Source organism: Streptomyces sp. SID14478, from assembly GCF_010548525.1.
Classification (GTDB): domain Bacteria; phylum Actinomycetota; class Actinomycetes; order Streptomycetales; family Streptomycetaceae; genus Streptomyces.
Genome location: NZ_JAAGMG010000385.1, coordinates 1 through 12,190, shown reverse-complemented (window position 1 = coordinate 12,190; position 12,190 = coordinate 1). Strand labels below are relative to the sequence as shown.

The following is a 12,190-nucleotide window of genomic DNA, read 5'->3' as shown; positions in this document are numbered from 1 at the left end:
GGCGCCGACCATCGTCGCCCCGCTCGCCCCGGGGCCGGGCACCGTGCCGCCGCCCCCGCCTCCGGCTCCCTACGGGCAGCAACCGCCCCAGCAGCCGCAGTTCGGGCAGGTCCCGGGGCAGGGCAGCGCGCCCCTGCCTCCTGGCTACGGCCAACAGGCACAGCCGCCGACCGCACCTCCCGGCTACGGTCAGCCGCCCGCCGCGCCTTCCCCGTACGGCGCCCCGCAAGGCGTCCCGCAGCAGGCCCCGGCACCAGGCGTGGCAGCCGCGCTGGAGAAGTACCGCGAGGCGCCCACAGGGCAGCGCTGGACGCTCCAGAACAAGAAGCTGATCCGCGTCGACCTCGGCGCCGGCGGCGACCAGCCCGTGCTCGCACGGCAGGGCAGCATGGTGCTCTACCAGGGCAAGGTCGAATTCAGCTACAAGGGTGCCGGGTTCGCCGGACGCATCGTGGGCAATGCCACCGGCCAGGAGATGCAGCTGATGCGCTGCACCGGCCGCGGCCAGGTCTTCCTCGCGGAAGAGGCCACCCACCTGCACCCCATCGAGCTCCAGGGCGACGCGATCTGTGTCTCCGCGGAGAACGTGCTCGCCTTCGACGAGAGCCTTCAGTACGAAGTGCGCAGGATCGAGGGCCACGGCATCCCTGGAGGCGCCCTGTTCGTCATGCAGTTCCAGGGAACAGGGACCGTCGTCGTGAAGACGCACGGGACGCCCGTGGTGCTGCCGGTGACGCCGACGACGTTCGCCGACTGCAACGCGGTCGTGGCCTGGTCCGCGGCCGCTCAGGCGATCATCTCCAGCCAGGTCCGGATGCGCCGCAACGCCTATCCGGGGCACAGCGGGGAGAGCGTGAACCTCCAGTTCCGGGGCGCCCCCGGAAACTTCATCGTCGTCCAGCCGTACGAGGTCTGAGGGAGCCCGTCATGAACCAGCCGCTCGCGGGCTTCGCCCCGACCCCGGTAGCCGCCCGCATGGAGAACCACGGCAGCAACATGCTGAAGGTCGCCATGCAGACCGGTAACGACCTCTTCGCGCGCGTGGGCTCGATGGTCGCCTACGAAGGCTTCGTCCAGTACGAGCCCAACCCGCCCGCTGTCCGTCAGATCGCCCGTGACTGGATCACCGGCGAGGGCGCGCCTCTTATGAAGTGCTCCGGTGACGGTCTGCTGTATCTCGCCGACTACGGAGCGGACGTCGTCGTCATCAACCTCGGTGGCGAGTCCCTCTCCGTCAACGGCACCAACCTGCTTGCCTTCGACGCGCACCTCCAGTGGGGCGTCGAGCGCGTGAAGGGACTCGCCAAGTTCGCGGGGCAGGGCCTGTGGAACATCAAGGTCGGCGGTCAGGGACACGTCGCCCTGACCTCGCGCGGCACGCCCATCGTCGTCGACTGCGGTCGCGGCGAGGACGAGACGTACGTGGACCCGGACGCTCTCCTCGCCTGGTCGCCGAACCTGAAGGTGAAGGGCAAGCGCAGCTTCCGGGCCGGCTCGCTCATCGGGCGCGGCAGCGGCGAGGCCTACCAGATGGGCTTCTCCGGGGAGGGCATCGTCGTCGTACAGCCCAGTGAAGACAGCACCGACCGTCTCCGAGCCCGGGGCTGAGGGGGAGCACACACCATGCAGAGCCCGCTTTTCGCGTACACCGAGCAGCAGAACCAGGAGCGCTACACGGTGCAGAACCCGCAGATGCTGCGGGTCACCTTGGAGGGCCACGACGACATCCTCGCCCGTAAGGGCTCGATGGTCGCCTACCAGGGGCTGATGGAGTTCGACGGCGAGTACCAGTCGTCCGGACAGCGGCGTGCTCGCGCGCAGACCGGCGAGGGCCTCGACCTGATGCGCTGCCACGGGCAGGGCACCGTCTACCTCGCGAACCTCGCCCAGTACATCCACGTGGTGGAGGTCGAGCAGGACGGGCTGACCGTCGACAGCAGCTACGTGCTGGCGATGGACTCGTCGCTGCACCATGAAGTCATCGCCGTGGACAGCCAGTTCGGCATCTCCGGCTCCGGCAAGTACCAGCTGAACATCACCGGGCGCGGCAAGGTCGCCCTGATGACGTCCGGCCAGCCGCTGATGCTCCAGGTCACGCCCGACCGTTACGTCAACGCCGACGCGGACGCCATCGTCGCCTGGTCGAACGGGCTGCGGGTCCAGATGCAGGCACAGACGCACTCCTCGGGCGTCTGGCGCCGCCGGGGCAACACCGGCGAGGGCTGGGAGCTCAGCTTCATGGGAACCGGTTACGCGCTCGTGCAGCCCAGCGAGCTGCTGCCCCCGCAGCACGCGGCGGTGGGGCAGGGGCTCGCAGCCCAGTACGGCATGGGACAGCAGGGCGCCCGGGGCCAGAACCAGGGCAACGTCTGGAGCTGATGGCGTACGTACAGCTACGTGTAAGACGTACAGCTACGTGTAAGCCGTACAGCTCCGTGTAAGACGTACAGACGCGTGTAAGGGGCGGTCGCCCATGGTGACCGCCCCTTACCCGTACCCTACGTACCAACAGCCTTCAGAGCCGTGCCCGCGTCGCCTCCACGAGACGGACCACCGACGTGTCCGCCACATCCGCGACCTCGGCGTACGGGAACCAGCGCAGGTCCAGGGACTCGTCGCTGATGGCCTCCGTGGCGTCCGCGGGGGCGAGCGCCGCGTACTGCGTGTCCAGGTGCTGAGTGCACGGACCCGGGATCGGGTGCCGGTCCAGGCGTACCGGGCCGCCGGGCAGGAGCGTGAGCCCCGTGATGCCGGACTCCTCGGTCGCCTCGCGCAGCGCCGCGGTCGCGAGCGTCGGGTCGCCGGGCTCGCAGTGGCCGCCCATCTGGAGCCACATCTGCAGTTTCTTGTGCAGCGTGAGCAGGACCCGCCCACGCGTGGGATCGATCACCAGGGCGCTCGCCGTCAGGTGACCCGCGGTGCAGGACTTCCACATCGCGGCGTCACCGTGGGCGGCGAGATGGTCCAGGTAGGCCTGGCGCAGCTCCGGCTGGTCCTCGTACCTCTTGAGTACGAGAACCGCGTCGTCGTACAGGCTCACTTGTCGCTGTCGCCCTCACTGCTGTCGTCGTTCTCGTCGTCGTCCTTGCCCTTGGAGAGGTCCGGCTTCTGCGCGGAGCCGCCGGCCGCCTCGCCGAGCATCTTGTCCAGCTCGGAGAAGTCCAGCTGCTCGCGGTGCACGAAGCCGTCCGGGTCGTCCAGGTCGGACGCCGTGGGCAGCATGTCCGGGTGCGCCCACAGGCCGTCACGGCCGTCCACGCCGCGCGCGTCCGTGAGCGAGGCCCACAGGCGCGAGGCGTCGCGCAGACGGCGCGGACGCAGCTCCAGACCGATCAGCGTCGCGAACGTCTGCTCCGCCGGGCCGCCGGTCGCACGACGGCGGCGCAGCGTCTCACGCAGCGCGTCGGCGGACGACAGGCGGGGCTTGGCGGCCGCGTGGACCACCGCGTCGACCCAGCCCTCCACGAGCGCCAGAGCGGTCTCCAGACGCGCCAGGGCGGCCTTCTGCTCCGGGGTGTCCTCCGGCTGGAACATGCCCTGCTGGAGTGCTTCCTGGATCTGCTCCGGGTTCTGCGGGTCGAACTGGCCGACCACGTCCTCCAGCTTCGAGGTGTCGACCTTGATGCCGCGCGCGTACCCGTCGACCGCGCCGAACAGGTGCGAGCGCAGCCACGGCACGTGCGAGAACAGCCGCTGGTGGGCCGCCTCGCGCAGCGCCAGGTAGAGGCGGACCTCCTCCTTGGGGATGCCGAGGTCCTTGCCGAACGCCTCGATGTTCAGCGGCAGCAGCGCCGCCTTGCCGGCCGGGACGAGCGGCAGGCCGACATCGGTGGACCCGACGACCTCGCCCGCGAGCACGCCCAGGGCCTGCCCGATCTGCGAGCCGAACATGGCGCCACCCATGGAGCGCATCATGCCGATGAGCGGGCCCGCCATGGCCTGCATCTCCTCGGGCAGCACGTCGCCCATGGCCAGGCCGACGCGCTCGGCGACCGGGTCGACGAGCTCCTTCCACGCGGGAAGGGTCGCCTCGACCCACTCGGCGCGGCTCCACGCCACGGCGGAACCGGCGCCCGAAGGCAGCGACGTCGCGTCGTCGAGCCACAGGTCGGCCAGGCGCACGGCCTCCTGGACCGCGGTGCGGTCGGCGGGGCCGACGCTCGCGTCCTTCACACCGTCCTGCGTGCCCTGGGAGACGGTCTGGCGGGCGATGTCCTTGGCCATGTCCCAGTTCACCGGGCCGCCCTCGTAGGAGAGCATCTGACCCAGCTGCTGGAAGGCAGCCCCCAGATCGTTCGGATTCATCGAGCCGAACATGGCCGCGAACGGGTTGTCCCCGCCCGCGTCACCCGGGCCGCCCGCGCCGGGCAGGCCCGGGAACCCGAATCCGAGGGGGTTGGCCGGTCCCTGACCGCCACCGCCCTGCTGGTCCTTCTTCTTGCCCTCGTCGCCGTCGTCCGGCTCCTCCGGCGGAAGGCCGAAACCAAATGGGGTGTCACTCACGGGATTCCTCGGCTGGTAAGGCCACCGGTTTCTGTCCCGGCGGCGACTGCCCGACTACACACCCAGCGTAGACACCATGGCGGGATCGGGCCTCGGTGCTTCGCCGACTCATGGCCTGCGGCAGGATGGATGCCTCCTGGTACGTACGCGTCATACACATACGTACTGAAGACAACCGCTGGAGACGCCCGGTGAGTTCCCCAGATCCGCAGGTTCGCGCAGCGCGAAACCCCTCAACCAGTCCGGCCGTACGCGGCCCCGTCGTCGCGGTCACCGGTGCCGCATCCGGCATCGGCGCCCTGCTCACCGAGCGGCTCGCCGCGTCGGAGGAGATCAAGCAGGTGCTCGCCATCGACGAGCGCCGGGGCGAGTGCGCGTCCGCGACCTGGCACATCCTGGACGTACGGGACCCGGCCATCGCCGAGAAGCTGCGCGGCGCGGACGTCGTCGTGCACCTGGCACTCGACCTGGACCTGGAGTCGGACCCCGCGGCCCGGACCGCCTACAACGTGCGCGGCACCCAGACCGTGCTGACCGCCGCGGCCGCCGCCGGGGTGCACCGCGTCGTGCTGTGCACCTCCGCCATGGTCTACGGGGCGCACGAGGACAACGAACTGCCCCTCTCCGAGGACGCCGAACTGCGCGCCACGGCGGAGGCCACGGGCGTCGGCGACCTGCTGGAGATCGAGCGGCTCGCCCGGCGGGCACCCCGCGCGCACCCCGGCCTGAACGTCACCGTGGTGCGTCCCGGGGTACTCGTAGGCGGCACCGACACGGCCCTGACGCGCTACTTCGAGTCGCCGCGCCTTCTTGTAGTGGCCGGTTCGCGGCCCGCTTGGCAGTTCTGTCACGTAGAGGATCTGTGCAGTGCCCTGGAGTACGCGGTCCTGGAGAAGGTCGACGGGGAACTCGCGGTCGGCTGCGACGGATGGCTGGAGCAGGAGGAGGTCGAGGAGCTCAGCGGGATCCGGCGCATGGAGCTGCCCTCGACCGTCGCGCTCGGCGCGGCCGCGCGGCTGCACCGCATCGGCCTGACGCCCTCGCCCGCCGGGGACCTCGCCTACACGATGTACCCGTGGGTCGTGAGCGGCAGCCGGCTGCACGACGCCGGATGGCGCCCCCAGTGGACGAACGAGGAGGTCCTCGCCGAACTCCTCGAAGAGGTCGCGGGCCGGCGCACAGTGGCCGGGCGGCGACTCGGGCGCAAGGACGCGACGGCCGCCGGGGCCGCGGGCGCGACGGTGGCTCTGCTGGGCACGGCGGCCGTGGTGCGGCGCGTACGGAAGGCGCGGCGACGCATCTGAAGCCGGTCGGCTCGTAGGAGACTCCAAGCCGCCACGCGTGCGTGCCGGTCGAAAGCGCTATTCACGGTTGTCGGCGGTGTACGGCACGATGAGGACATGGCACCCACCCAGCACGACCATCCCGGTGAGCAAGCCGCTCAGGACCCGATCAAGCTGCTCGCCGTCCGTGAGACGCCGCTCTCCCTCGACGAGGTCTTCCAGGCCGTCGGCGACGACGCGGCGGGCGGCACCGCGCTCTTCGTGGGGACCGTGCGCAACCACGACGGCGGGGCCGACGTCGATCAGCTGGGCTATTCGTGCCACCCGACCGCCGAGGCGGAGATGCGGCGCATCGCGGAGAAGGTCGTCGCCGAGTACCCCGTACGCGCCCTGGCGGCCGTCCACCGGATCGGTGATCTGACGGTGGGGGATCTCGCCGTCGTCGTCGCGGTGTCGTGCCCCCACCGGGGCGAGGCCTTCGAGGCGTGCCGCAAGCTGATCGACGATCTGAAGCATGAAGTGCCCATCTGGAAGCACCAGAAGTTCTCCGACGGCACGGAGGAGTGGGTCGGAGCCTGCTGAGGCTCCGGTTGCGTAACCGCACCCCTGCGGCGAGCGTTGACACTGCGGATGGTTAATCTGCTGATCAGTCAGTTGTGGTCGCTCATAGGGGTCGGGAGGTCGGCATGGCAGCGCTCATGTGGCTGCTGATTCCGGTGGTCGCTGCGGTGGGTGCCGGGCTCTGGGGCATCTGGGCCGGGCGCAACCGCCACAAGACGGGCGATGCGAGCGAGCTCAGCGGCTATTCGCGCTTCCGTGAGGCGATGGAGAAGTCCCACTCGGGCACCTGACCCGGCCCGGGCCCCGATCTCGTACGGCCCGGCCCCACAGGTGCGCTGACAGGGGCGTCCCGTACTGTCGTTCCATGCCACGCCGCACTGCGACGATGCTCGCCTCGACCCTGATGCTGATCGCGCTGCTCTGCGCGGGGGTTCTCATCAAAGTGCCCTATTCGGAGATGTCGCCGGGACCGACGGTGAACACACTCGCGGACCACGGCGGCGAACCCGTGATCCAGATCTCTGGCCACAAGACGTACGAGACGTCCGGGCACCTCAACATGACGACGGTCCGCGTCACCAGCGCCGACTACAACATGAACCTGGTGTCGGCCGTCTACGGGTGGCTCGCCCACGACAGCATCGTGGTGCCGCACGACACGCTCTATCCGGACGGTCAGACCGAGGAGCAGTCGTCGCAGGAGAACGCCGAGGAGTTCAGCCAGTCCCAGGAGAGCGCCAAGGTCGCCGCCCTGAACGAGCTGGGCATCCCCGTGAAGTCCTGGGTGATCGTCTCCACCGTCGTCAAGGACAGCCCCGCCGAGGGCAGGCTGCACGCCGGTGATGTCATCAAGGCCGTCGACGGCACCAAGGTCACCAAGCCGACCGACGTCGCCAAGCTCGTCACCAAGCACAAGGCCGGCGAGAACGTCGTCTTCACCGTCGTGCCCGTCAAGGAAGCCGCCGCGGCCGAGAAGGAGGGCAAGGAGGCGACCCGTACGGAGAACGTGACGATCAAGACGGACAAGGCCGAGGACGACCGCGCCATCGTCGGTATCCAGGCCGGCACCGACCACACCTTCCCGTTCCAGATCGACATCAAGCTCGCCGACGTCGGCGGCCCCAGCGCCGGCCTGATGTTCTCCCTCGGCATCGTCGACAAGCTGACGTCCGAGGACCTGACCGGCGGCAAGTTCGTGGCCGGCACCGGCACGATCGACGACAACGGCAAGGTCGGCCCCATCGGCGGCATCGGCATGAAGACCGTCGGCGCCCACGACAAGGGTGCGCAGTACTTCCTGACGCCGAAGGACAACTGCGCCACCGCGGCCAAGGACACCCCGGACGGCCTCACGCTCGTCAAGGTGGACACCATCGACGACGCGATGGACGCACTGAAGGACATTCGCAGCGGCAACACCGCCGATCTGCCGAAGTGCACCACCAAGGGCTGAACACGCGGACACACGGCTCTACGTAGAGGGGCGCGCCGGGATCTCCCGGCGCGCCCCTCTACGTAGAAGTGGAAAACGTCATTCGGCGAACGTCGCCGCCAGGGCCTCCGCGAGCCCGGGCACCAGGGCCGCGCCCGTGAGGACCTCGGTCGGCGCGTCCTTCTCCCGCAGCCTCAGGGCCGCGTCGCGGGTGCCGTCGCGCAGCACCGCCACCGTCATCCGGACCTCCTGACGTTCCGGGTGCTCGGCGACCCACCGGGTGAGCTTCTTGTCGCTGAGGCCCTCGGGCACGGAAGCCTCGGCTGACGGCGGCAGCATGAGGCGCTCCACCGTCAGGGCGCAGCCGACGACGGCGTCGGGCCACGCGATGGTGCCGAGGAAGTCGTCCAGTGCCTTGTCGGCGGGAATCTCGTCCTGCTCGATCGGGGTGAGGCCGGGGGCCTCCTGCTCGCCCTCCAGACCGAGCTGGGCGGCGAGAGCGGGTTCCTGGGCGCGCAGGGCGCCGGTGTCGACGAGGGCGAAGAGGCGGGCGGGCTGGTCCCAGCCGAGGCCGGAGGCGTACTCGTCGATCTCGAGTACGGCCCGGGTGAGGGGGCTCGCTGCCATGGGAGTGTTGGGCATGGTCACAATCCTGCCTCGTTCCTCCCCCGAACCGGGAACTGAGTAAAGCGTGAGTAAGTTGCATAGGTGATGGGGTCCGCGATCTCGGGGGCCTGACCGATCGATTACTGAACTTTCGAGGTGCGCACCTTGGCTTTCCAGATGCCGGACCGCGGCGGGGGCCCGACGGGACCGCGGATCAGAGTGGGCCGACCTTCCCGACGTGCCCGGACGCTGCTGTTGACGCTGGGCGTTCTGGCCGTGCTCGGCATGGCCTTCGTCATGTTCGCCGGGTTCTGGACGGACTGGCTCTGGTACCGGTCGGTCAAGTACTCGTCCGTCTTCACGACGACCCTGTGGACGAAGATCGGGCTCTTCTTCGTCTTCGGTCTGCTCATGGCCCTCGCCGTCGGCGTCAACATCTGGCTGGCGCACCGGCTGCGTCCGCCGCTGAGCGCGATGTCGATGGAACAACAGAGCCTCGACCGCTACCGGATGGGCATCGCGCCCTTCAAGAAGTGGCTGCTGCTCGCGATCACCGCCCTGGTCGGGCTGATCGCCGGCGCCTCGGCCGCCAGCCAGTGGCGTACGTGGCTGATGTTCGTGAACGGCGTGCCCTTCCACCAGAAGGACCCGCAGTTCCACATGGACGTGTCCTTCTACGCGTTCGACCTGCCCTGGTACCGCTTCCTGCTGGGCTTCGGGTTCGCGGCCGCCGTCATCGGCCTGGTGGCCGCGGCGCTGACGCACTACCTGTACGGCGGGCTGCGCATCACCAGCCCGGGCGCGCGTGCCACCGCGGCCGCGACGGGGCACCTCTCCGTCATGCTGGGCGTGTTCGTGACCCTGAAGGCCGTCGCGTACTGGCTCGACCGGTACGGCCTCGCGGTGAAGTCGAGCGACTTCAAGGCGACGGACAACTGGACGGGCCTCAGGTACGTCGATGCGAACGCGTACCTGCCGGCGAAGACGATCCTGTTCTGCATCGCCGCCATCTGCGCGGTCCTGTTCTTCGCCACCTTGTGGCGGCGCACCTGGCAGCTGCCGGTCATCGGCTTCGGCCTGATGGTGCTCTCGGCGATCCTGATCGGCGGCCTGTACCCGGCCATCGTCCAGAAGTTCCAGGTCCAGCCGAACGAGCAGTCCAAGGAAGCCCCGTACATCGAGAAGAACATCGAGGCGACCCGCAAGGCGTACGGCATCGACAAGGCGACGCCGGTCGACTACAGCGGCAAGGGCTCGGACGACACCAAGCAGCAGCGGGCGGACTCCGATTCGGCCGCCAGCTACCGCATGAACGACCCCAACGTCGTCTCGCCCACGTTCCAGCAGCTCGAACAGCAGCGGAAGTACTACCAGTTCCCGACGACCCTGGACGTGGACCGCTACAAGGGCCAGGACACCGTCGTCGGTCTGCGCGAGCTGAACCTCAGCAAGGCCGACAAGCGCAACTGGATCAACGACCACTTCGTGTACACCCACGGCTACGGCGCCGTGACGGCGAAGGGCACGTCGACGTCCTCGGACGGCGCCCCGACGTTCACCGAATCGGGACTGCCGACCACCGGTGACCTCGGCGAGTACAACCAGCGCATCTACTACGGCGAGAAGACGACGCAGTACTCGATCGTCGGCGGGCCGCAGAAGGAGCTGGACTACGAGAAGGACGACGGCACCCAGCAGACCACCAGCTACAAGGGCAAGAGCGGCGTCAACCTCTCGAACCCGATCAACCGCGCCGCGTACGCGGTGGCCTTCAGCGAGCCGCAGATCCTCTACTCGGGCGCCATCGGCGAGGGTTCGAGGATCCTGTACAACCGCACGCCGAAGGAGCGCGTCGAGGCTGTAGCGCCGTGGCTGACCATCGACGGTGACGCCTACCCGACGGTCGTCGGCGGGAAGGTCAAGTGGGTCGTCGACGCCTACACGACGTCGAACGGCTACCCGTACGCGTCCCGTACGACGCTGGGTGACACCACTGCCGACTCGCTCAACGAGGCGGACAACCAGCGCGCCGTGGTGACCCAGCAGAACCAGGTCAACTACATCCGCAACTCGGTGAAGGCGACCGTCGACGCGTACACCGGCGAGGTCAAGCTCTACACGTGGGACGACGACGACCCGGTCCTGAAGACCTGGAAGAAGGCGTTCCCCGACACGGTCGAGCCCAAGAGCGCGATCCCTGCCGACCTGAAGGAGCACCTGCGCTACCCGCAGGACATGTTCAAGGTCCAGCGCGAGCTGCTGTCCCTGTACCACGTCACGGACTCGGACCAGTTCTACAACGCGTCCGACGCCTGGCAGGTCCCCAACGACCCGACCAAGAAGGACAACAGTGCGGTCCCGCCGTACTACCTGTCCATGAAGATGCCGGGGCAGACCAGCCAGCAGTTCTCGCTGACGACGACGTTCACGCCGAGCGGCAGGCCCAACCTGCGCGCCTTCATGGCGGTGGACGCCGACGCCACCAGTAAGGACTACGGCGCCATAAGGCTGCTGAGAGTCACCGAGGACAAGGTCCAAGGACCCGAGCAGGTGCAGAACAAGCTCAACTCCTCCGGTGACGTGGCGAAGTGGGTGCGCGACATGAAGGGCGCGGACTCGACGGTCCTGTACGGCAATCTGCTCACGGTCCCGCTCGGCAAGGGCTTCTTGTACGTGGAGCCGATCTACGCGCAAGGGCGCAATGCCGAGTACCCACTGATGCGCAAGGTCGCGGTCTCCTACGGGGACAGCATGGGCTTCGCCAACTCCCTGTCGGACGCGCTCAACCAAGCCTTCAAGGTGGACGGGGCGACACCGACCGAACCGGAGAAACCCGGTGGGGACACCACGCAGCCACCGGAGAACTCCACGGTCAAGGCGGCCCTCGCGGACGCCGAGAAGGCCTTCGAGGACGGCCAGCAGGCTCTGAAGGACAACGACTGGACCGCTTACGGCGAGGCGCAGGACAAGCTGCAGGAAGCACTGCAGCGAGCCGAGAAGGCCCAGACCCAGGCCGAGAAGGACGCCGGGAAGAACACCGGCGGCAGCGAAAAGCCCAGTGACAAGAACAGCGACAAGAACAGCGACAAGACCGGTGGTGACAAGGCCGCCGGCGGCTGAGCAGGGCACCCCTCCGCGCCGTGGTACGGTTTGTACACAACGGCGCGGGGTGGAGCAGCTCGGTAGCTCGCTGGGCTCATAACCCAGAGGTCGCAGGTTCAAATCCTGTCCCCGCTACTGATGATCGAAGGCCCGGAAGCTTAGGCTTCCGGGCCTTCGGTGCGTCGATACCCCGGCTGTCACGGGCCGCTGGCATGTGCGCGCCGTGCGTACCAAGTCAGTACGAAGGCCGCGCCGTCCGGGGGGAGTTGGGAAAATTGTGTTTCACTTGTCTCCCTGTGGGCATGTCGACAAAACGCTGAAGTGACCTCAATGGCTGCGGTATTCCAGGTGTACCCAGGTTGCGGGTGGTGCGACGATGGACGTTATGGGGGACAAGGCAACTCTGTGGGAGACAGGGCGGTTTGTGCAGCCTTCCGACCGGGACGAACCCGGCGAGGCGGTAGAAGAAGCACGACGGCGGCTGGCCGCGGAGGCCGGTGACGTCGAGGCGATGAGCGCCCTCGGCGCCATGCTGCTGCGCCGCGGTGATCTCGACGGAGCCGAGCCCCTGCTGCGTGCCGCCACGGGCGAGGGCGACCGCGCCGCTGCCAACAACCTGGGTGTCCTGCTCCACCAGCGCGGCTACGCGGACGAGGCCGCCGGATGGTGGCGGGTCGCCGCCGTCGCCGGCTCCGCCCCCGCC

General features: G+C 68.7%; 12 protein-coding genes and 1 tRNA gene. 10 read left to right on the top strand and 3 right to left on the bottom strand.

The window, feature by feature from the left end; translation table 11 throughout:
• From G3I40_RS12660 to G3I40_RS12650, 3 genes are all read left to right on the top strand, one after another.
• Nucleotides 1-916, top strand: a 916-nt coding sequence (locus G3I40_RS12660) for an AIM24 family protein (RefSeq protein ID WP_203643930.1), incomplete at its 5' end; no start/stop codon positions are given.
• A gap of 11 nt (nucleotides 917-927) precedes the next feature.
• On the top strand, nucleotides 928-1,608 hold the full coding sequence (locus tag G3I40_RS12655) for an AIM24 family protein (RefSeq protein ID WP_164302257.1): 681 nt from the start codon (nucleotides 928-930) through the stop codon (nucleotides 1,606-1,608).
• 15 nt (nucleotides 1,609-1,623) lie between these two features.
• A complete protein-coding gene (locus G3I40_RS12650; protein WP_164302256.1) occupies nucleotides 1,624-2,379 on the top strand; it encodes an AIM24 family protein in 756 nt (251 codons plus the stop codon).
• Nucleotides 2,380-2,515: 136 nt separating this feature from the next.
• On the opposite strand, the gene G3I40_RS12645 is transcribed toward G3I40_RS12650, so the two are convergent.
• Nucleotides 2,516-3,040: an NUDIX hydrolase gene (locus G3I40_RS12645; protein ID WP_164302255.1), complete on the bottom strand. Its 525-nt coding sequence runs from the start codon at nucleotides 3,038-3,040 to the stop codon at nucleotides 2,516-2,518.
• Nucleotides 3,037-4,503, bottom strand: a complete 1,467-nt coding sequence (locus G3I40_RS12640; RefSeq protein WP_164302254.1) for a zinc-dependent metalloprotease — start codon at nucleotides 4,501-4,503, stop codon at nucleotides 3,037-3,039. Before G3I40_RS12640 ends, G3I40_RS12645 begins: the two co-directional genes overlap by 4 nt.
• A gap of 191 nt (nucleotides 4,504-4,694) precedes the next feature.
• Here G3I40_RS12640 and G3I40_RS12635 point away from each other — a divergent pair, with 191 nt between their 5' ends.
• The 4 genes from G3I40_RS12635 to G3I40_RS12625 all read left to right on the top strand — a co-directional run bounded on the left by G3I40_RS12635 (nucleotide 4,695) and on the right by G3I40_RS12625 (nucleotide 7,800).
• Nucleotides 4,695-5,807 (top strand): NAD-dependent epimerase/dehydratase family protein, encoded by a 1,113-nt coding sequence (locus tag G3I40_RS12635; RefSeq protein WP_164302253.1) that lies wholly within the window; start codon nucleotides 4,695-4,697, stop codon nucleotides 5,805-5,807.
• A gap of 96 nt (nucleotides 5,808-5,903) precedes the next feature.
• Nucleotides 5,904-6,368: a molybdenum cofactor biosynthesis protein MoaE gene (locus G3I40_RS12630; protein WP_164302252.1), complete on the top strand. Its 465-nt coding sequence runs from the start codon at nucleotides 5,904-5,906 to the stop codon at nucleotides 6,366-6,368.
• Between the two features lie 104 nt (nucleotides 6,369-6,472).
• Complete coding sequence (locus G3I40_RS46445; protein WP_203643928.1) at nucleotides 6,473-6,637, top strand: hypothetical protein; 165 nt, start codon at nucleotides 6,473-6,475, stop codon at nucleotides 6,635-6,637.
• 74 nt (nucleotides 6,638-6,711) lie between these two features.
• Nucleotides 6,712-7,800, top strand: a complete 1,089-nt coding sequence (locus tag G3I40_RS12625; RefSeq protein WP_164302251.1) for a PDZ domain-containing protein — start codon at nucleotides 6,712-6,714, stop codon at nucleotides 7,798-7,800.
• Nucleotides 7,801-7,878: 78 nt separating this feature from the next.
• Here G3I40_RS12625 and G3I40_RS12620 read toward each other — a convergent pair whose 3' ends face one another.
• Nucleotides 7,879-8,421, bottom strand: a complete 543-nt coding sequence (locus G3I40_RS12620) for a PPA1309 family protein (RefSeq protein ID WP_164302250.1) — start codon at nucleotides 8,419-8,421, stop codon at nucleotides 7,879-7,881.
• A gap of 141 nt (nucleotides 8,422-8,562) precedes the next feature.
• Between G3I40_RS12620 and G3I40_RS12615 the strand changes: the two genes are divergently transcribed.
• From G3I40_RS12615 to G3I40_RS12605, 3 genes are all read left to right on the top strand, one after another.
• The gene (locus G3I40_RS12615) at nucleotides 8,563-11,505 is read left to right on the top strand and encodes a UPF0182 family protein (RefSeq protein WP_164302258.1); all 2,943 of its coding nucleotides are present in this window, start codon (nucleotides 8,563-8,565) and stop codon (nucleotides 11,503-11,505) included.
• Nucleotides 11,506-11,548: 43 nt separating this feature from the next.
• Nucleotides 11,549-11,622 (top strand) — tRNA-Met (locus G3I40_RS12610).
• Between the two features lie 241 nt (nucleotides 11,623-11,863).
• On the top strand, nucleotides 11,864-12,190 hold a 327-nt coding region (locus tag G3I40_RS12605; RefSeq protein ID WP_164302249.1), incomplete at its 3' end, for a tetratricopeptide repeat protein.

Coding starts and splice junctions, on each gene's coding strand:
- G3I40_RS12650 (WP_164302256.1), top strand. CDS start 1,624: ATGCAGAGCCCGCTTTTCGCGTACACCGAGCAGCAGAACCAGGAGCGC.
- G3I40_RS12655 (WP_164302257.1), top strand. CDS start 928: ATGAACCAGCCGCTCGCGGGCTTCGCCCCGACCCCGGTAGCCGCCCGC.
- G3I40_RS12615 (WP_164302258.1), top strand. CDS start 8,563: ATGCCGGACCGCGGCGGGGGCCCGACGGGACCGCGGATCAGAGTGGGC.
- G3I40_RS12620 (WP_164302250.1), bottom strand. CDS start 8,421: ATGCCCAACACTCCCATGGCAGCGAGCCCCCTCACCCGGGCCGTACTC.
- G3I40_RS12625 (WP_164302251.1), top strand. CDS start 6,712: ATGCCACGCCGCACTGCGACGATGCTCGCCTCGACCCTGATGCTGATC.
- G3I40_RS46445 (WP_203643928.1), top strand. CDS start 6,473: ATGGCAGCGCTCATGTGGCTGCTGATTCCGGTGGTCGCTGCGGTGGGT.
- G3I40_RS12630 (WP_164302252.1), top strand. CDS start 5,904: ATGGCACCCACCCAGCACGACCATCCCGGTGAGCAAGCCGCTCAGGAC.